This window comes from Planococcus dechangensis (assembly GCF_042654465.1).
GTDB classification, from domain to species: domain Bacteria; phylum Bacillota; class Bacilli; order Bacillales_A; family Planococcaceae; genus Planococcus; species Planococcus dechangensis.
This window is the reverse complement of the sequence record NZ_JBHSGL010000015.1, coordinates 26,056-45,884: the sequence shown is the minus strand read 5'-3', so window position 1 is coordinate 45,884 and position 19,829 is coordinate 26,056. Positions and strand designations below refer to the sequence as shown.

Sequence of the window (19,829 nt, the reverse complement as noted above, 5' to 3'; positions counted from 1 at the left end):
CCTTTGATTAGTGGAATGCTATAGCAAACAAAATGATTGCTCATTTTGGAACTATCTAAATTGAACCGATAAACTATATTTCTCGATATTCCGCAAAACCGCTACGCTTTCCTGTGGGCGAGCGCCAAGCCTCCTCAGAAGCTACGAAAACCGTGTGCTCCCACATCTGCACGGCAGATGCGTCGCAAATGAATTAGCTAAGCTAATTCATTTCCTGCGGGGTCTCGGCTATCTCGCTACCCCACGGGAGTCTCCGCAGTTTTGCTTCATATTTTTGAAAAGTCATCATACCAACATCGTTTAAGTATCAGATCTAATTCACTTATATTTCTTTAGTCCAATTTATATAACTTACTTATGTTGATGATAGCGACTGTTGGTGATTGAGCGGTATGTTCAGGCGCCGGTCGACTGTGTAGACCGTGCCGCCTGTTTCGAACTCGACTGGGCGGCCAGCGCTTGCTTCAATGTCCATCGACTCATGGGTCATATCAAGCTGCAGCGGCTGGCCTTGCCAGTAAACCGTAAAGCGCAGTCGCTGCCAGTTTTTCGGAAGCCGCGGGTTGATCCGCAGCTTGCCATCCGCGAGCCGGACGCCGGCAAAACCAAACACCGCCGATTTCCAAATGCCGCCGATCGACGCTGCATGTATGCCTTCATCCGAAGTTTTCATGTCCGGTCCCATATCGATGTCGCATGTTTGGCGGAACAATTTATACGCCAGCTCCCGCTCGCCGATATCGCTCGCCATGATCGCATGGGTCGCTAGGCTGAGCGAGGAGTCGTGGAGCGTGCGCGCCTCGTAATAACGGAAATTCGCCTTTTTGGCAGCTTCCGAAAAACGCCGATCGCCGCGCAGGAAAGTCTGGTCGATCAAATAAAACAATAAGAGCGTATCCGCTTGCTTCGTTACTTGGATGCCGTTGATTTGCTCTGCGTTGTAATCCCGGTAAATCGTCCGGACCTTGGTCTGGTTCTTGTATTTCGCAAGATCGATTTCCGTCAGCTGTAAATACGTATCATCCTGCGGAATCACAAGATCTTCAGCACGCGGTTCCGGCAAATACAGCCGTTCTGCTTTTTCTCGCCAATCCGCATAGTCGGCCTCTAAACCGAATGTTTCCCATAACTCTGTATGTTCTTGCGACAGCTTGTCGGCATAGCGCATCGCCAGTTTTAAATTGAAGTACGCCATATGGTTGGTGAAAGCGTTGTTGTTGATGTGTTCTTTGTATTCATCCGGGCCGATGACGTGATTGATGTGATACTGACGGTGCGCGTCGTTCCACTCCAACCGACTCGCCCAGAACTTCGCGGTTTCAAACACCATTTCATAGCCGCAGCGCTCCATAAATTGTCGGTCGCCGGTGATATTTTCGTATTGATAGACCGCAAACGCGATGTCCGCCGAAATATGCTGTTCGATAAAGCCCGACCAAATTTTCGTTTGCTCACCGGTGACGATATCAATATCGCCCCATACCGGCGTCACTTCGCCGTCGGTCGGCCACGCCATTTCCCATGGATACATTGCGCCTCGATAACCGTTGTCCTGCGCTTTTTTCCTTGCCCCCGCGAGACCATGATAGCGGTAGGTCAGCAACGATTTTGCCGCTTGCGGATTCGACAGGATGAAAAACGGCAAGATGAAGATTTCCGTATCCCAGAACGAATGCCCTTTATAGCCTTCGCCGCTCAGCGCCTTCGCACCGATGCCCATCTGTTCGTCGTGCGCCGGCATCATGGCGGTCAAATGATATAGCGAGAACCGTAAGGCGAGCTGATCGACCGCTTCACTGCTTTCAACTTCCACGTTATAGGCGCCCCACACTTTTTGCTGCCAAGCGCGGCGATGCACTTCGAATAATGCGTCATAACCGAGCACGTCGTGGCCTTTCAGCTGTCCGAGCGACTCTGCACGCAGTTGCTCGAGGCTATACGTGCCGGAATTCAGGTCCGAGTCTTTGCTCGTATGCACAGTCGACAGCTTTTCCACGACTAAGTGGTCGTGCGGGCGCAATTCGATGTCGTAGCTCATCCATGCTTTTCTGCGAGCCATGTCTTTGTCGGCTTGCGCGGTGATTTTCTCGCCATTGAGTTTTAATGCATGGACCGTGTTATGGACAAAGTCGATTGCGGATTCGTTGGTTGTTTGGACCAGCTGGATAAAGCGCCCATCCGCTATTCTCCGTTCGCCTTCTTTGAAATGCTGGACACCTGAATTGGTCATTTGGGCATTAATGCCGCTATCGATCGACAAAGCCACATCATGCGACAAGCTTTCCACTTCCATTTTCATTGCGATCAAGTGCAGCTCGTCAAAAGACACGAAACGGCTGAAGCGGAAGCGTAAAGTCTTGCCTTTAGGCGAGGTCCAATCGAACGAACGCGTCAGCTCGGCGTCTTTCATATTGAGTTGTTTTATGTAATCGTTTGTTTCTCCAAGTTCCAGCGAAAAGCGCTCTCCATCTACACGGATGTCGAGTCGGGTCACATTGGCTGCGTTCGGCAGCTCTGTCACTTCGTTGGCTTCCGCCTTATTGAATGTCCCGTTGATAAATAAGTTGCGCCTTTCCGCCAAATACGGTTCTTCGTTGTCTGAGCGGAGTCCCATATAGCCGTTTCCGAGCAGCATCACCGCTTCGCTTTTGCCGAGCGCATCGGCCGAAAAGGCGGTCTCTGCCAATAGCCAATCTTTGTATGAACCTTTGCCGAGCGAATAATTCATCATACGTTCCAGCCTCCTTTCATAGGTTTCGAAATGGTTTCCGAAAACGTTTTAGTTTTTCGCCAAAAAAGAAAGATGGGCTGTTCAGGTCTTGTTGGGACTGGTTGAATCACCTGTAAACCTTGCCATCTCTATGCTGACTGAAGTCGTATATGTATTTTTTTTCTGAATATTAAGCGCTTTCATTATAGTATAATTCCTGCATTTTTAATAGTCAAGGAAGACCCTTTTCGGAAAGCCTGCGAAAGACGATGTCGTCCCGCTTGAACTGGAGACAAAAAAGCGCCAATCCCCTGTATGGGAATCGGCGCTGTCTCTATTTGCAATGCATGACTCAAGGATTCACTCTGTCCCATAAACATCATCCTCCGAATGAAATCCATCTGCGATAATCGTATCTCTCAAGTTATCGTTGTTGACGGCAACTGGTTCGAGCAGCACGGCAGGCACTTCACTTTTTCCATTATTGATGCTTACGGTCGGATGGAACTCTTTATCTTGTGCAAGATGGACAGCAAGTGCCGCTACTTGCTCCGACAAGTCTTGAATCGGTTTATAGACCGTCATCATCTGGGTTCCATCGACAATGCGACGGACAGCCGCGAGTTCTGCATCTTGTCCCGCCACAGGAATGACCCCTGCAAGCCCTTGTGCTTCTAATGCCTCGATGGCTCCACCGGCAGTTGCATCGTTGGCGGAAATGACCGCATCAATTTGATTATCGTTGATTTCCAAGGCTTCCGCCATATGGGCAAATGCATATTCCGGATTCCAATCTTCTGTCCATTCGTCGTAGATGATCTTGATATCGCCGCGGTCGATTGCCGGCTGCAGAGCGTTGAAAACTCCTTTTTTCAACAAATGCGCATTATTGTCTGTCGGTGCACCCCCGATAAAGACATAATTGCCTTTCGGAACCAATTTCATCATCGCCTCGGCTTGCAGCTCACCCACTTTTTCATTGTCGAAGGAAACATACAAATCGATTTCCGCATTTTTCACTAAGCGGTCATAGGCGATGACTTTGATGCCTGCACCGTGTGCTTTATGGACAATCGCGGCAGTCGCTTCCGCGTTATGGGGAACGATGACCAAAAGATCGATGCCGTTTTGTATCATCTCTTCGGCTTGGGCAATTTGCAGCGCATCATCTCCATTTGCCGCTGCGATCTCCACTTCCAAGCCATGCGACTCAATCGCCGTTTCGAACAAGGCCTTGTCTTTCAACCAACGTTCTTCTTTTAAAGTATCCATCGCAAAACCAATTTTCAGCGGTGCCTCATCTGTGATCCAAATATCTTCTTCAACATCGGGGTTTTCTAGAGTCTCGACATTTTCCGTACAAGCAACGAGCAACCCCACGCCAACGAGCAGCAATAGCATCCTCTTCACCAGCTTCATGTCCCGATTCCTTCTACTGTTCCTGCATTCAGCACAGTTATGCGGTATTCAGTTGGAGATTGGTCATTCATTTTGCGGAACACTTTGCTGAAGTAATTCGGTTCATGATACCCGACTTCAAGCGCAATCGCCTTGAGGCTTATTTTCGGATCCGCCAAAAGCTTTTTCGCTTTTTCCATTCGGCATTGTGTCAGAAAGTCGATGTAGTTGATGCCGAGTTTCTCCTTGAACATCTTGCTGATATAAATCGGGCTTAAATCCACTTTGCGCGCCAGCACATCGAGCGAAATGTCTTCATGTGAATGCTCTGTAATGAATTGCTTGATTTTGTGGATTTTATCGAACTCCAACCGGACAGATTGAGCCATATAGGTTTTTTTCAAGCCCCGTATCAATTCGAGCGTTTCAGACATCAATTGCCGATAGTCCTTTGCCGCAAGCGCATAAAAAGGGGTCTCGGCTTGGATTCCGGCCTCGGCCATCACACGGTTTGTAAGCCATAGGAACTCAAGCGACCGCTGCTGCGCCCTCACCACATTTTCCCCCGCGTGTTCCAGCTGCCGGATAAGATGGAGCACCAGGCCTTCCACTGCTTCCCACTCCCCGATACGCACAAAATCAACCAGCCTCTTTTCCTGTTGTTTGATGAACACCGGCACCTCTGCTCGAGTAGGCTCGAGTTCCTCCGAATAAAACCGGTAGCGTGCAGGCACTTTGACATCGAGCATGGCAATGAGCGATTTCTGGTAGGAATTGCGGACTTCATCCAGCGACCCACAAAGGGTGCCGATGCCGACAAACCATCCATCTTTCTTGCCCGTGACCGCCAATATTCCGTTGGCTAATGCAATTGCTTGAGCGCGGAAAGATTGACCCGGGTTGCGAAAGACAATGAACGGCAATTGCTTGTCGTAGCATGCGCCTATCCAGACGGTATGATCCGTTCTAATTTGCTGTTTGATGTCCGCATACAAATGCTCAGCTCCTTCCGGAATAAGCACCGTCATGACGAATTTTTCATCTGCCGTCTGGGTTTCCAGCATCTCAACCAGCAAATCGATATGCATTTCATGGACATGGTCGAATAATAATTGAGTGACGATATCCGTCTCGACAATGCCCAATGCTTTTCGAAGCGCTTGTTGTTCCTGGTGGCGTTGAACCGATTCCTGTGTCTTTTGCTTCAGCTGCTTGAAAAGCTTGTCGGCCGTTTCAACGATTTCACTCGCCTTGCTCGGTTTCAGCAAATAATCTTTAACCCCCAGCTTAATGGCTTGCCGTGCATAGTCAAAGGTATCAAATGCCGTCATCATGACAAATTCAATTTCCTTATCCGTCTTTCTGATTTCTTCGATCGCTTCCAAGCCATTCATCGTAGGCATCATAATATCCATAAACACGACATCGGGCTTCCAATCAGCTGCAATTTCCACAGCCATCTTGCCATTTTTCGCCTGTTTGATTTCAATGTCCTGAAATGCATGCAACAGAATGGCTTGCATCCCATCCCGTTCAATCGGTTCATCATCAACGAGCAGAAGTTTAACCATAATTTTCAACCTCCATCACTTTTGGCAATTTCAAGATGATTTTTGTTCCGCTCCCGGGTGTGCTTTCAATTTCCACCACATCTTCGCGTCCATAGAATAATCGAAGCCGTTTGGCGACATTGGCGAACCCGATGCCTGTCGTATGCCCTTCACGCGGGTTGATACTGCCGGACAACAATTCCTCGATCGTGTCGGCCTCCATTCCCATGCCATTATCTTCAATTTCAATGACGATCGTTTCCACTAAATCTTTAATGCGGAACCAGATGTGGCCATCTTGCTCTTTCGGTTCAATTCCGTGGATCACCGCATTTTCAATGAGCGGCTGAAGCGTCAGGCTCGGCATTTGATAAGGCAGCACTGATCCGTCCAGGTCAACGCTAAACTCCAAACGGTCGCTGAAGCGGGCTTTTTGAATTTCCATATACTGCTTTAATACATAGGCCTCTTCTTCGAGTGTGACGGTATGGTCTAGACGCTTTAAATTGTAGCGCAGCAGGCTGGCAACGCTGACCAGCAAATCACTGGTATCTTGTGCACCATCCAAATAAGCTTTTTTCGATAAGGTATTCAATGTATTAAACAAGAAATGCGGGTTCACCTGACTTTGCAGATGGCGCATTTGGCTTTGCTGCAGCAGCAATTGGCTTTCCTGCAATTCACTTTCCACTTGCGCTTTTTGCTGGATCTCCAAAATGAGTTTATTGATATTGACCCGCATATGGTCGAAAGTTTTGGCCAAGAAAGAAATCTCGTCATTGGAGTTCACGCGGATGGGCTGGTCGAACCGTCCTTTCGCCAATTCGTTTGCCGCTTTGGTCAATTGATGCACGGGCTTGGTGATGCCCAGCGAAAACAAATAAGTGAACAATAACAGCAGAACGCTCGTCAGCGACAGTAGCAACACGCCCATCGTATTCAGTTCTTGCGACTGGATGATGATGTCACGGTAAAACCGTTCATAGGTTCTAAGCTCGGAATTGAATATCGATAAAGTCATTTCGGAAATATAGATGGAAATCCGATTGGCTTCCGTAAATTCAGCCAAGGCAGTTTCGCGTTCACCTTGTTCGCTGAACGCAATGGACCGGTCGACGGTTTCCATAAAGCTCCCGATCATATTGCTGTAATTGGTCAATGTAAATTCGTTCTCGGCATTGCGCAACTCGAAGAGAGATGCCTGGGCCTCGCCGAGCCTCTTTCGGCTTGCTTCTAATCTATTGGCGGTACGCCCTGTCGGTTCACTCAAATAGCCATTTAGATTTGTCACCGTCTCCTGGCTCGCGTCGGTCACTTCATGCATCTGCAAATAGCGTTGGAGGATGTCATTGTATTGGTCCTGCGTTTTTTGGTTATAAAAGGTCAATGCCAACCAGATGGTAAACATCATGACGATCACGACACCGGCGAGCATCCAAATCTTTTTCTGGATTGTATTCACGGCGTTCCGCCCTTTCCTTCTACAACACGGATGTCGGTAATATAGCCTTCAGAGTCGAGCGGAACCACTTCATTGCGCAGCCATTGCATCATCACTTCCACACTCTTTTGCCCCATCTGTTCCGGCGATTGTTCGATGAGGGCATCCAGTTTTCCTTCCATCAATAGATCCGAGGCATTAGCCCCGTCATCAAAAGAATACATATAAAACGGCCCCAGTTTGGTGCGCCGGCTGATTTCCTGCATCACAGCACCCGCCTGGCGGACGTTGAGCGCAATGAACGCATCGACGTTTGGGTGTTTATTGAGTGCTTGCTGCGCTGCAGACGCCGCCTCTTCATCAGAAGATCCGCTTTCCACATATACAGAGCGGATGTCCGGATGGTTTTCGAGGCCGTCTTCCATCCCCTCCAAGCGGAGGCGCTGGCTGTAATCGAGATCGAAATCGCCAAGCACTACCAGTTCCCCTTGTTCGCCCATATCACCGACTAATTGCTCGACCAGCATTTTTCCCGCTTCGTAATGATCTGAGCCCACATAGGTTTTGCGCAGGCTTTTTTCGACCGGTACATCATTTGCGACCGTGATAATCGGGATGCCGTAGGAAGCGGCTTTAATGCGCGTCAATTGCTGGAACTCTTCCGTATCAATCCCTTGGACTATGACGCCGTCCACTTTCGAATGAAGTGCAATTTCAACTTGCTTCAAAAAATCTTCCTGGTTATTACTATAGCTGCCCCATAATTCAAAGCCGACTTCCTCTTGTTCTGCCTGTTTGGCTGCACCTTCGCCTACCAATCGCCAAAACGGCGTATCCAGCTCCTGGGTGATCAACACGATGCGCAAGCCATCTTGCTCCGTTTTGACAGTTGAAGGCAATTCCCATTCGGAATGCAACACCTTATTCACAGATAAAATAGTAAAAAATCCGAGTACCGCGCATAGTGAGCAAAGGACAAAGATGACTTTTCTTTTCACATTTCGATCCCCTTTTTTGTGATTAAACTCTTTTCATCTTATCACCTGGCGGAAAATTCTCAATACTCTCAAAATATAAAGAAAGCACCTCCGATTTAGAAGGCGCTGTCGTGCAATTATAGAGATCGATTTATCCGCGTTGTTTGCGTGTCATTACATCAAAAATGACAGCTGCGGCCAAAACTCCCCCGCGAATCATATACTGATAGGAAATACCGACACCGAGCAAGTTCATGCCGCTCGACAAGGAAGCCATGACAATCGCCCCGATGATGGCACCGGTGACTTTACCGACGCCGCCGGCTGAAGAAACGCCACCGACATAAGCTGCCGCGATGGCATCCAGTTCGAACAAAGTTCCTGCCGTAGTGGTAGCAGACTGCAGGCGTGCCGTGAACAGGATACCGGATAATGCGGCAAGCATACCCATCGATCCGAAGACGATCATGGTGATTTTCGTGACATTGATGCCGCTCAAGTGAGCCGCTTCAGGGTTGCTGCCGACCGCATAAATATTGCGTCCGAGGACGGTTTTTGTCGATAGGAAATGATACACCACAACGACCAGCAGCATGATGACGACGGTCCATGAAAAGCCGTTGTACCCGGCGAGGACCCAAGTGATATAACCGATAATAAAAGAGACGAAGAGCAATTTAAAAATGAAAATCTGAAGGGATATCACATCAAACCCATACTTCACTTTGTTGCGGCGAGTTGATAGTTCACTGTAAATGTATAATGCGATGCCGATAAATCCGACCAGCAGCGACAGCAAATGCAACCCGTTCACTTCTACTAGCGAGGGGATAAAGCCGTTGCCAAGTGCGTTGAATAAATCATCGTTTACGATGATCGTGCCAGTGGATTCCGTGACATTCAATAAGGCCCCACGGAAAATCAGCATGCCGGCAAGCGTCGCCACAAAGGCTGGAATGCCGATTTTGGCGATTAAAAACCCGTTGAACAAGCCGATAATAATACCGAAAACCAGCACAATTGGGATGACGAGCCAGACCGACATGCCCATCTGCGTCAGGAAAATCGCTGCAACCGCACCAAGAAATCCAGCGACGAAGCCAACCGATAAATCGATGTGGCGGATCACGATGACCAGTGTCATTCCCACTGCAAGAACAGCAATATAGCCTGCCGAATCGAGCAGGTTGCTGATGTTGCGGGATGACATGAATAAACCGTCCGTCAGAACGGAAAATGTCAGCATGATGACAAACAATGCGATGTACATTCCGTAATCACGGATATTTGCTTTAATCAGGAATCTCGCTTCATTGATAAAACTCATTGGTCCATACCCCCTATTGCGTTGCCAGTTCCATAATGGCTTCTTGCGTCGTGCCTTCTCTAGATAATTCACCGGTGATCGAGCCTTCTGCCATGACGTAGATCCGGTCGCTCATGCCGATGATTTCGTTCAGTTCAGAAGAAATCATGATGATGCTCATGCCTTGCTTGATCAGTTCGTTCATGATCGTATAGATTTCAAATTTCGCCCCGACATCGATGCCACGGGTCGGTTCATCGAGAATGAGGATTTTCGGTCCTGTAAACAACCATTTGCCGAGCGACACTTTTTGCTGGTTGCCACCGCTTAACTTGCCGACTGCCAGTTCGAGTGAGCTCGTCTTGATGTGCAGCGATCTCCTGTAATCAGACCCTACTTTCACTTCCTCATTCAAATTGAGCACTCCGCTTTGGGAGATTCCTTTCAAATGGGCTGCCGTAATATTGTTTTTGATGTCATTGATCAAGAACAATCCATTGCCTTTACGGTCCTCGGTCACATAAGCGATGCCCGCTTTGATCGCGTCACTCGTATGCTTGAAGTGAACCGGCTTGCCATAGACCTTCATGCCACCTTGCAATTTATATTTTTTTGGATTTCCGAAAATGCTCAGCGCGAGTTCCGTGCGGCCGGACCCCATCAGTCCTGCAATTCCGACAATTTCGCCTTGCTTCACGTAGATATTCGCTTTTTTCACCATATCCCGGCCCAGTTGGGAATCATATGCTGACCAGTCATTCAACTCGAGCACCGTCTCGCCGAATTGATGATCCAAGCGCTTCGGGTAAATATCGGCGATTTCCCGGCCTACCATGTTTTTAATGATGACACTTTCGGAAATCTCGCCTTTATGGGCATCCAGCGTGCAAATGGTTTTTCCGTCTCTTAAAATCGTTGCTTTATCGGCAATGGAAATGACTTCTTTTAGTTTGTGGGAAATCATGATGCACGTAATGCCTTGTGATCTCAATTCCTTCAGAAGCTCCAATAAGTTTTCACTGTCATTTTCATTCAAGGCCGCGGTCGGCTCATCCAAAATCAGCAACTTGACTTCTTTACTGAGTGTTTTAGCAATTTCGACCAATTGCTGCTTGCCTACACCCAAATCTTTGATCAAGGTTTCAGGATCTACTTTCAACTTCACCTTTTTGAGCATTCTGGCTGCCTGGACAATCGTTTCATTCCAATCCACAAACGGGCCTTTTCTGATTTCGTTGCCGGCAAAAATGTTTTCATACACCGTCAGGTCAGGAAACAGCGCCAGCTCCTGATAAATGATGGCGATTCCAGCTTTGACGCTATCGTTGATTTCATTGAATTGCTGCACTTGCCCCTCGAAGACGATGTCTCCTTCATAGGTGCCATAAGGGTAGACACCACTGAGCACTTTCATGAGAGTCGATTTCCCGGCCCCATTTTCCCCGATCAAGCAGTGAATTTCTCCGCGTTCCACCTTGAAGTTCACATCATCCAAAGCCTTGGTTCCTGTGAATACTTTTGAAATGCCTTTCATTTCCAAAATATAGTCGCTCATTTCTTCGCCTCCCTTACGAAAACGCCAAGGAATGGAGAAATAGTGATAGAAAGTTCTATCACTATTCCTGTGTCCTATTGTTTTACTCGATTCCTGTAAACTCGCTTGCTTCATAATATTCGGTGTCGATCAATTCAGCTTTAACATTTTCTTTGTCGACCACAATGACGTCGGTCTGCTTCGCTTTTACTTCACCCGCACCATTATCGTAAGAACCAGTCGTCTCCGGGTCGTTGCCATCTAGAACATCAACCGCCATGCCCATTGCATCCTGTACGAGCGTGCGGACATCTTTGAAGACGGTCATCGATTGCTTCTCATCGATAATGTATTGGATGGAAGCTTTTTCAGCATCCTGTCCAGTGATCGTGTAATCCGTGATAGCTGAGTCTGATGCGAATACGTCTGCAATCGAACGGGCCGTGCCATCGTTCGGTGCCAGAATCGCCACATCGCCTTTCAAGTCTTCACTGACTGAAGTCAAATGCGTTTGAGCTTTGTTCTTCGATTCGTTTGAATCCCAGTTTGTCGTCACCTGGCCAATGATTTTGCTCAGTTGATTGCGATCCAATTCTTTTGTATCTTTCAAAGCTTCCGCTTCACTGGAGTTGGCGATTTTGAATGTGCCGTCAGCAATTTTCGGCTGTAACACTTCCCATGCTCCTTGGAAAAACAAGAATGCGTTATTATCTGAAGAAGCTCCTGCATACAAGTACAACGGAATATCCGAGCCTTCTGCGTTATCGATCAAATACTGGGCTTGCGCCGCGCCTACTGCCAATGAATCGAATGTGACGTAGTAGTCGATAGCGTCGGTGTCTGTAATCAAGCGGTCGTAAGCGATTACCGTGACGTCATCTGCTTTTGCTGCTTCCACTGCCGCAGCTGCTGCAGGGCCGTCATGCGGTGTAATGATCAACACTTTGATGCCTTTATTTAATAAAGCTTCGACGTTTTCTTTTTCTTTTGCCGATGAGCCTTGGCTGAATAAAATCTCAGTTGAATAATCCGAGTCTGCTAGTGCATCTTTAAAGCGCTGTTCATCCTGTACCCACCGTGGTTCATCTTTCGTTGGCAGCACAATTCCGACATCCACCCCAGAGCCTGAACCTGAACCCGCCGATCCTTCATCGCCGCATCCTGCAGCAATCAACGCAAACAATGCCAGGACCATCAGCAACATAAATCCTTTAGAATTCTTTTTCATATCGTTTTCCCCTCTCCCTTTGTCAATATAAGTAATTACTCCTTAAGTATAAATTCTGAAAACTTTAATGATAGCGCTTTCACTAGCACTCTTTTAACATCATCTGTACTTTTTTAACTTTTCGCTTTGAAGGCTGGACCGTCTCTTCACCATCTATATTCCCAAGCAATAAAAAAACGCCAATCCCCTATGCGGGAATTGGCGTTGTCATTCGTTATTGTTCCTGGCCGCGCGATGCTTTCGGCGGCTGGCATGTATCGCATTTACGCTGGTTGTTCTTGTTGAACTTCGTGAAGGTCTTCTCGAAGTTATTGCCGCATGCACATTTAAACAGCAGCTTTTGGGAGAACCCGTGATATTCCGTCGACAGCAGTTTGCTGTCGGAGTTGTTGTTGACGAATGTTCTGATTTTATCGATCGTCCATCGTTTATTCATAGTGTTGCACCTCCGTATTTTGTTCAGTGGAGGCTGTTCAGGCTTCCAATATATTAAGAAGAACATACAGTTATCTTAAGTTATCCATTATAGCATGGAATGCGTTCGTTTTAGAGAGAACTATTCGCCATTTTCTCCGACTCTGCAGTAGCTTGGAAATTATCGAGCAAAACGCGCACTTCCTCAGTCGTCTCGGTGTGCATCAAATCGTTTCGCAGCTCACCGGCACCACGCACGCCGCGCACGTAGATTTTGAAGAAACGGCGCAGCGGCTTGAATGAAATCGGCTCGGCTTCTGTCGAGTAGTGATCGTGAAGGTCCAGGTGCAGGCGCAACAGGTCGAATAGTTCCTGCGTGCTATGTTCTCTCGGCTCTTTTTCAAAAGCAAACGGGTTATGGAAAATCCCGCGACCGATCATGACGCCGTCGATGCCGTATTTTTCGGCAAGCTCCATGCCGGTTTGATAATCCGGAATATCACCGTTGATGGTGATCAAGGTATCCGGTGCGATCTCATCGCGCAATGCCTTGATCTCCGGGATCAACTCCCAATGGGCGGGCACTGCGCTCATTTCTTTTTTCGTACGCAAATGGATCGACAGATTGGCGATGTCCTGCTCCAAAATATGCGTCAGCCAGCCTCTCCACTCGTCGACGGACGTATAGCCGAGACGCGTCTTGACGCTGACAGGCAATCCGCCTGCTTTTGCAGCTTCGATGACTTCCGCCGCATTGTCCGGATAATTGATCATGCCGCTGCCTTTCCCTTTAGAAGCAACGTTCGGCACCGGGCATCCCATATTGATGTCGATGCCTTTAAAGCCTTGCTTAGCCATGCCAATGCTCATCTCGCGGAAATGCTCGGGTTTGTTGCCCCATATATGAGCGACCATCGGCTGTTCGTCTTCGGTGAACGTCAGACGGCCGCGCACGCTCAGTTGGCCTTCCGGATGGCAATAGCTTTCGGTATTCGTAAACTCCGTAAAAAACACATCCGGCCGTGCCGCTTTCGCTACGACGTGGCGAAACACCACGTTTGTGACATCTTCCATCGGCGCTAGGACAAAAAACGGTCGTGGCAAATCACGCCAAAAATTCTCTTTCATAGTTAACTTCCAATCCTTTCATTGCGGGATGAAACAATCTTTCATCCAAAAATTCACTATCATCTATAATGGAAATCCAACAATATCAAACGATTCAACATGTCTTAGCTTTTCTTAACCTTATACAGTTTACACGATTCCAGGCGCTGTGGAAAGGGAGGTGCTCTACTCCCGCCGGACAGGCAAAAGCCCTCGCCGCAATCCTAAGATTGCCTGGGAGGGCTGGATACACTATCTTCTGCTCGTTAAACCTTTCTATCATCCATCGGCCTTTATTAATAGAAGGTATAGCGGTTTTTCCCTGATTTTTTCGCTCGATACAATGCTTCGTCGGCTTGTTGAAGCAGCTCTTTCAATTCACAATCCACATCGGCAGGGTATTGGGCAATGCCGATGCTCGCCGAAAGTGGATAATCGGCCTCCCACTGGCTCAAGCTGCTGAGCAAGCGATCGGCCCATTCGCTCAATTCAGCTGCACTCGCTGGTTCGGTAAAATAAACCAGAAACTCATCTCCGCCGAGCCTCACCGCTAATGCATCTGAATGGCCTGCGATAAACCGCTGCAGCTTTGAGGCCACTTCTTTCAACACCACATCACCCGTATCGTGGCCATACAAATCATTGACCTTTTTGAAACCGTCCAGATCGAGGAAGAATATCGCGCCGCCAGCTTTTGAATGCTCTTCAAAAAAACGGGCAAGATAATGTCGATTGTACAGATCCGTCAGCGAATCCCTGTAAGCGAAGCGCTCAAGGTCGAGATAATAAGCGAACATCCGTACAAGGCGCTGTAATAAAGTGATGCTTTTTGTATCGAATTGGCTTTTTTCATCATTCACCGCGCACAAAGTGCCGAACCGTTCCCCGTTAATGAAGGAAATCGGCAGTCCCAAATACGAACGCACATTGGCCGCTTCCAGCTTTTCTTCAAACACCCCCAGCTCATGGCCATCTTTGACATCTTCATAGACCAATGGCTGCTTGGTCTTGAAATCCACACGGCTGCACAGCGAATCATCCAGATTCAAAACCAATCCTTCTGCTATAGGGATGGTTGTATCGTTCGGAGAATGCTTAAGAATCATTTGCTGGGCTTCACTGATGGAGCTTAAGTAAAACAATTGATCCGGCAAAATCTCTTTAGCCAAATCGATGACATCCTCCGCCAGCTCATCAAAATTCTTATACATTTCCAACTCCTGAAATGTCCCCATAATTAAGCACCTCAATTATTATCAGATTTCTTTTTTCAGTTGCTTGAAAAGATAAATTAATCGTTTTTATCAATAGCCAATATTTCTCTATATTTACTAAAGTTTAACATAAATAGCTAAGAGATGTTCGGCTAGTTGATACTGGCAGATTCCATGAAAAATGAAAAAAACCGATGGAGCGGCCATTGCCACATAGCTCCATCGGTTTTTTCATTTCTATCCTATTTTTAGTAACTGACCCAGCTCAATCCCGTCGTACCTTCGCCTGCATGCACACCTACGCATACACTCAACGGGACAACACTCACTTTTAATTCCGGAAACTCCTGCAAAAGCTCTTTTTTCCAGACTTCCGCATCCTCCGCATTATTGCAATGGATCGCCGCCACTTCCGGCACAGTGCCAGTTTCCATATCTTTGCGAAGCGCCGACATGACACTTTGTTTTGCACGCTTATTGGAACGGACTTTTTCTTTCATGACCGTTACCCCGTCGACAAAAGTGATGACCAGTTTAATGTTCAAAATATTGCTGATGAACGATTGAGTGCCGGACACACGCCCGCTTTTATGCAATTGGTTCAAACTTGATGGAATAAACGACAAATGCGCTTTTTCCGCCATCCCTTGAATTGTCGCCACCACTTTGTCAGCGTCTTGTCCTTCTGCAAACATTCGATCGCCGACTTCGATCATTTTCACCATCGGGAAAGAACCGATTTTCGAGTCGATCGGATATACTTTGAAATCCGACATCTCTGCAGCCGACTGCGCGCTGTCGAATGTGCCGGAAAGCCCGCTCGATAAATGCAGGGCAATCGCAAAATCATAACCTTCCGACTGTAATTTCTCATATAGTTCGAGCATCTCGCCAATGGCAGGCTGGGAAGTTTTCGGCGATACTTTCGCCAAACGCAATTTATCATAAAACTCTTCTTGTGTAAGATCGATTGATTCGCGGTAAGACCCTTCGTCAAAAACTACGCTAAGGGGCAGGACGTGCACATTATGTTGTTGAATAAAAGCTTCGTCTAGTTGTGCTGCTGTATCGGTAATCCAAGCTATTTTCTTCACTAAAAAATTCTCCTTTAACATACAAATTTCTCGTCTGAATCATTTGCTTACTTCACTTAACTTACGTGACGAATCTACACGGCACTAGTGACAGGTGTCACATATGGGAAAGTTTATGTAAGCGCCGACATAATTTGCACTTATCTATTCCAATAAATAGAATTCACTCATCTCAAAAGGCCGCCAATCCAATGAGGATTAGCGGCCTTTTAGCTTGTATCGCCGTTATTTCAAAACTTGTTCGTTCATTTTTTTCTCAGACTGGTTTCCAATCGCAAAGTCCGCAAGCGCCGGAATGAGCATATCTTCCATCGGTGGGTTGTGGAGTCCTGCCCGCACATCTCGGTAATAGCGCTGCAAGGGCGATTTTTCCGATAGGCTGTGTGCACCCGCCACCCGCATTGCCAAATCCACGATGTCGACCGCTGAATTCGTCACTGCGACTTTCACGGCTCCGAGTTCCGGCGCCATCTGCGAGCGCTGCTGCTCGTCCGACTCGTCCCATTGTTTCGCGACGGAATAAAGGAAATGCCGCGCCCGCTGCAACTCCAATTCGATTTGGCCGATTTTTTGCTTCACGTTCGGCAACTCGATGATCGGCCCGTTCAAGCTATTCGGCGAATAATCTTGCGCAAAACGGATCGCGTAATCCTGCGCTGCCTGGGCAATTCCGAGGTAGCACGCCGGAATGTGCAGCAGCCATCCCGCCGGCTGTTTTTTCCCGGGCACGCTGATTTCGACCAAGGCCTTTTCCTCAACTCGGACATTTGTCAACACCAAGTCATGGCTGCCGGTGCCGGTCATCGCCACGCTGTCCCAAGTTTCGTCGATCTCTACACCTTCAGCCGACCGCGGAATGAGGAAGTAGCCGACTTCACCGGTCTCTTCAATCACAGCGGTCACGTTGAAGTAATCCAACACTGGCGCCATCGACGTAAACGACTTGCGCCCGTCGATAACCCAAGCCCCACCTTCTTTTCTGGCTTTTGTAGACGGTTTTCCGCCTCTCGTCGGGCTGCCGGTCTGCTTTTCGGTCGCGCAATTATTGATCAACGCACCACGGGCTTTGATATCGTCGAACAAGGCCACAAGCACCGATTCGTCCCATTTACCGGTCTCGCCTAAATCTTGAACGATGCCCATATGCCAGCCAATCGACAAACCGGTCGACCCGTCCGCACGGCTGATCGCTTCCTGGTAGCGCAGCATCTCCGACAAGGAAATCCCCGCTCCGCCGTATGCTTTCGGAATCGTCAACGCCGGATAATTGATTGCTTTCAGTTCGTTGAAATTTTCGAATGGAAAATTTCGTTCCAAGTCGTTGCGCGCCGCCCGCTCCGTAAAAGGCGCGACGGTTTCGTTCAATATGTCCATGCGTTCTTCAAATGTTTTCGCTTTTAGGATATCCATCATTCTTCACCTTTCTCCTATCTATTGCGTCCATTCCTCCGTCAAAATAAAGCCGTCGTACTGCTCATTCGACTCGATATATTCCTGGAATTCCTCGGATTCGTAAGCTTCTTTCAAATCTTTCGCCCACTCGGTATCCGCATTTTCTTCCTCGATCGTCACCACGATGCGGTGCTGTTCCGGCGTGTTCTCGATTTTCAAGGCATCGGTAATCTTGCGGTCCGGCGCATTGGCAATATAATTGCCGTTAACGACGCCAAAGTCGATGTCCTGCAGCGACACCAGGATTTGCGCCGGGTCCAAGACTTTCAAGTCCAAGTCATAATCAGCGCTTTCCACTGCGTTCAAATTAAAATCCGTCACGCCTGCGCCGTCCGACACCGTCACCCAGCCCAATTCTTCCAAGATACGCACTGCGCGCTCCTGATTGACCGGATCATTCGGCAAGCCGACAGTCGAGCCGTCCTTCACCTCATCCAAAGATTGATGATGCTCGGAATACAAGCCTTGAGGCGCACTTGGCACAAACGCGATGCCCGTCATGCCCATGCCCAGTTCCTCGTTGATCCCTTCCATATACGCCGTGCTCTGGAAAATGCTCGCATCGATCGAGCCTTCCTGCATCGCCGGGTTCAACTGCATGTTTTGGGAAAAAGTTGTTGTATCCACTTTATACCCCTTCTCCTCCAAAATAGGCAAAATCCCTTCCTTGAATTGCTGCTCATACGTCCCGACGCCAAAGCCGACACGCACTTCTTTCTTGTCTTCCCCAGAAGCTTCCCCGCTATCGCCACATGCTGCAAGTAATAAACCCGAAATCCCGAGCACTCCGATCCACTGTTTGTTCATCTGCCATCTCTCCTTAGTCTTTTTCATTTTGAATGAAATGCTATCAACTTGCGGCCCAATAGAAAAAGCCCCTCTTCATAAAAAGAAGAGAGACTCACCGTCCGGCTCTTCTCATCTCTCAAATGCATAGCAGCACCTGCTGGATTTGGCACAGTTTCAAATTGGACATCCAATCTGTTCCGCTGCCGAAGCTTCAAAGGGCCAGTCCCTCCACTTCTCTGGATAAGAAATTATGTACTCAGTGTTAATGCCGAGTAATTTGATATGATTAATACAATAGCAGAGCTTTGATTTTATGGCAATAGCTTGTTTAGAGATCAATTCATTAAAAAACTCCTTTTCACAGAGTAGAAAGAGTTTTACGCTGTCGAGAAAGTTAAGAAGTCGTATTTTCCGAAGCTTATCGCTCGCTTTCCGTGGGCTCGCGCCCAAGCCTCCTCAGTCGCGGTGCGCCTTGCGGGGTCTCGGTCGTCTCGCTGATCCACTGGAGTCGAGCGAACGCTTCTCCAAATACTAAAATAATCCATTGATTTTGATTGTAGAAAAGGTGATCACCTTTTCGATTCATTGTGGATCACGGAATTCATCCGCCTATACAGCATACCCAGCCTGAAGAGATTCTATTAGATATATAATTATTATCATTACTTCTTATCACTTTGCTAGGAGGAAAATAGTGTATAATTTTCATTTAAGAACTCTCATAATTCCAAATACTTCAAGAAATTTCTAGTTTATAAAATGCTTTTTCTCCCACTTCAAGAGCCAGCACAATTTCATGAGAGTTTCATTGTTACTGTACACTTACTACATTCATTTCAATGGAGGGATTCACATGAAGCACACAGTTATCACAGGCGCCAGCTCAGGAATCGGATATGAAGCTGCACTGGCTTTCGCAGCACGCGGCAAAAACCTTATTCTTGTGGCAAGAAGGGAAAACGAGCTCAATAATCTTAAAGAGAGCATTCAACGTATGAACCCGGATCTGGACGTCATCATCAAGAGGGCAGACCTATCTGAAAGTGAGCAAGTCCATACGCTATACGAAAGTCTTAAAGAATACGATATTGAAACCTTTGTTAACAACGCCGGCTTCGGAAACAGTGCAACTGTCGCTGAACAGGATGTAAATAAAACCGAAAAAATGCTGCGCGTAAATGTAGAAGCACTCACCACGCTTTCCACTCTTTATGCACACGACTATACTGACCGGGAAGGCGCGCAGCTCATCAACGTATCATCTGACTTAGGCTACAGAATCGTGCCAAATGCCGTTACATATGCTGCGACCAAGTTTTACGTGAGCGCATTTACAGAAGGACTTGCCCAGGAATTGCAGGATAACGGTGCACTCATGAAAGTAAAAATACTCGCGCCATCTATGACCGAAACCGAATTCGTGAAAACTGCACGGGAACTTGATGACTTCAGCTATAGCGACAATGTGCAGAAGTTCCACACCGCAAAAGAGATGGCACAGTTTATGCTGGAGCTTTATGATAGTGAGCAGGTTCTCGGGAAGGTGAATAGTGAGAGCTATGAGTTTGAGTTGATGGATCCGGTTTTTCAGTATACTTCGAGGAAGTAGGATCCC

Annotated in this window: 15 protein-coding genes and 1 riboswitch; of the genes, 1 reads left to right on the top strand and 14 read right to left on the bottom strand. The window is 47.7% G+C overall.

Annotated features, from left to right (window positions below; translation table 11 throughout):
* Positions 1–355 precede the first annotated feature (355 nt).
* From ACFO5U_RS14645 to ACFO5U_RS14580, 14 genes are all read right to left on the bottom strand, one after another.
* Positions 356–2,731, bottom strand: coding sequence for a glycoside hydrolase family 65 protein (locus ACFO5U_RS14645; protein ID WP_377279824.1), 2,376 nt, complete (start codon positions 2,729–2,731; stop codon positions 356–358).
* 339 nt (positions 2,732–3,070) lie between these two features.
* Complete coding sequence (gene xylF, locus ACFO5U_RS14640) at positions 3,071–4,129, bottom strand: D-xylose ABC transporter substrate-binding protein (protein WP_377279823.1); 1,059 nt, start codon at positions 4,127–4,129, stop codon at positions 3,071–3,073.
* Entirely contained in the window at positions 4,126–5,679 is a 1,554-nt protein-coding gene (locus ACFO5U_RS14635) for a response regulator (protein WP_377279822.1), read from the bottom strand. Before ACFO5U_RS14635 ends, xylF begins: the two co-directional genes overlap by 4 nt.
* Positions 5,672–7,120, bottom strand: a complete 1,449-nt coding sequence (locus tag ACFO5U_RS14630; protein ID WP_377279821.1) for a sensor histidine kinase — start codon at positions 7,118–7,120, stop codon at positions 5,672–5,674. The genes ACFO5U_RS14635 and ACFO5U_RS14630 overlap by 8 nt, the downstream gene beginning before the upstream one ends.
* The gene (locus ACFO5U_RS14625) at positions 7,117–8,097 is read right to left on the bottom strand and encodes a sugar ABC transporter substrate-binding protein (protein WP_377279820.1); all 981 of its coding nucleotides are present in this window, start codon (positions 8,095–8,097) and stop codon (positions 7,117–7,119) included. Before ACFO5U_RS14625 ends, ACFO5U_RS14630 begins: the two co-directional genes overlap by 4 nt.
* Before the next feature lie 130 nt (positions 8,098–8,227).
* Positions 8,228–9,403 carry a sugar ABC transporter permease gene (locus ACFO5U_RS14620; protein WP_377279819.1) on the bottom strand — a complete coding sequence of 392 codons (1,176 nt, stop codon included), beginning with the start codon at positions 9,401–9,403 and terminating at the stop codon, positions 8,228–8,230.
* A 13-nt stretch (positions 9,404–9,416) separates the two neighbouring features.
* On the bottom strand, positions 9,417–10,937 hold the full coding sequence (locus ACFO5U_RS14615) for an ATP-binding cassette domain-containing protein (protein ID WP_377279818.1): 1,521 nt from the start codon (positions 10,935–10,937) through the stop codon (positions 9,417–9,419).
* 82 nt (positions 10,938–11,019) lie between these two features.
* The gene (locus ACFO5U_RS14610) at positions 11,020–12,144 is read right to left on the bottom strand and encodes a sugar ABC transporter substrate-binding protein (protein WP_377279817.1); all 1,125 of its coding nucleotides are present in this window, start codon (positions 12,142–12,144) and stop codon (positions 11,020–11,022) included.
* A gap of 214 nt (positions 12,145–12,358) precedes the next feature.
* A complete protein-coding gene (locus tag ACFO5U_RS14605; RefSeq protein WP_083388988.1) occupies positions 12,359–12,580 on the bottom strand; it encodes a hypothetical protein in 222 nt (73 codons plus the stop codon).
* A gap of 110 nt (positions 12,581–12,690) precedes the next feature.
* Positions 12,691–13,686 carry a tRNA dihydrouridine synthase gene (locus ACFO5U_RS14600; RefSeq protein ID WP_377279816.1) on the bottom strand — a complete coding sequence of 332 codons (996 nt, stop codon included), beginning with the start codon at positions 13,684–13,686 and terminating at the stop codon, positions 12,691–12,693.
* 275 nt (positions 13,687–13,961) lie between these two features.
* Positions 13,962–14,900 (bottom strand): sensor domain-containing diguanylate cyclase, encoded by a 939-nt coding sequence (locus tag ACFO5U_RS14595; protein WP_377279815.1) that lies wholly within the window; start codon positions 14,898–14,900, stop codon positions 13,962–13,964.
* Between the two features lie 227 nt (positions 14,901–15,127).
* Positions 15,128–15,973 carry a DegV family protein gene (locus tag ACFO5U_RS14590; RefSeq protein WP_377279814.1) on the bottom strand — a complete coding sequence of 282 codons (846 nt, stop codon included), beginning with the start codon at positions 15,971–15,973 and terminating at the stop codon, positions 15,128–15,130.
* Positions 15,974–16,198: 225 nt separating this feature from the next.
* Positions 16,199–17,383, bottom strand: a complete 1,185-nt coding sequence (locus ACFO5U_RS14585) for an acyl-CoA dehydrogenase family protein (RefSeq protein ID WP_377280142.1) — start codon at positions 17,381–17,383, stop codon at positions 16,199–16,201.
* A gap of 21 nt (positions 17,384–17,404) precedes the next feature.
* On the bottom strand, positions 17,405–18,232 hold the full coding sequence (locus ACFO5U_RS14580; protein WP_377279813.1) for a MetQ/NlpA family ABC transporter substrate-binding protein: 828 nt from the start codon (positions 18,230–18,232) through the stop codon (positions 17,405–17,407).
* A gap of 108 nt (positions 18,233–18,340) precedes the next feature.
* Positions 18,341–18,461, bottom strand: a riboswitch (SAM riboswitch).
* A gap of 606 nt (positions 18,462–19,067) precedes the next feature.
* Between ACFO5U_RS14580 and ACFO5U_RS14575 the strand changes: the two genes are divergently transcribed.
* Positions 19,068–19,823, top strand: a complete 756-nt coding sequence (locus ACFO5U_RS14575) for an SDR family NAD(P)-dependent oxidoreductase (RefSeq protein WP_377279812.1) — start codon at positions 19,068–19,070, stop codon at positions 19,821–19,823.
* Positions 19,824–19,829: the final 6 nt, after the last annotated feature.

Excerpts from the sequence above, each read along its gene's own strand:
- ACFO5U_RS14645 (WP_377279824.1), bottom strand. The coding sequence starts at position 2,731 with ATGATGAATTATTCGCTCGGCAAAGGTTCATACAAAGATTGGCTATTG.
- xylF (WP_377279823.1), bottom strand. The coding sequence starts at position 4,129 with ATGAAGCTGGTGAAGAGGATGCTATTGCTGCTCGTTGGCGTGGGGTTG.
- ACFO5U_RS14635 (WP_377279822.1), bottom strand. The coding sequence starts at position 5,679 with ATGGTTAAACTTCTGCTCGTTGATGATGAACCGATTGAACGGGATGGG.
- ACFO5U_RS14620 (WP_377279819.1), bottom strand. The coding sequence starts at position 9,403 with ATGAGTTTTATCAATGAAGCGAGATTCCTGATTAAAGCAAATATCCGT.
- ACFO5U_RS14615 (WP_377279818.1), bottom strand. The coding sequence starts at position 10,937 with ATGAGCGACTATATTTTGGAAATGAAAGGCATTTCAAAAGTATTCACA.
- ACFO5U_RS14610 (WP_377279817.1), bottom strand. The coding sequence starts at position 12,144 with ATGAAAAAGAATTCTAAAGGATTTATGTTGCTGATGGTCCTGGCATTG.
- ACFO5U_RS14605 (WP_083388988.1), bottom strand. The coding sequence starts at position 12,580 with ATGAATAAACGATGGACGATCGATAAAATCAGAACATTCGTCAACAAC.
- ACFO5U_RS14600 (WP_377279816.1), bottom strand. The coding sequence starts at position 13,686 with ATGAAAGAGAATTTTTGGCGTGATTTGCCACGACCGTTTTTTGTCCTA.
- ACFO5U_RS14595 (WP_377279815.1), bottom strand. The coding sequence starts at position 14,900 with ATGGGGACATTTCAGGAGTTGGAAATGTATAAGAATTTTGATGAGCTG.
- ACFO5U_RS14585 (WP_377280142.1), bottom strand. The coding sequence starts at position 17,383 with ATGGATATCCTAAAAGCGAAAACATTTGAAGAACGCATGGACATATTG.
- ACFO5U_RS14580 (WP_377279813.1), bottom strand. The coding sequence starts at position 18,232 with ATGAACAAACAGTGGATCGGAGTGCTCGGGATTTCGGGTTTATTACTT.
- ACFO5U_RS14575 (WP_377279812.1), top strand. The coding sequence starts at position 19,068 with ATGAAGCACACAGTTATCACAGGCGCCAGCTCAGGAATCGGATATGAA.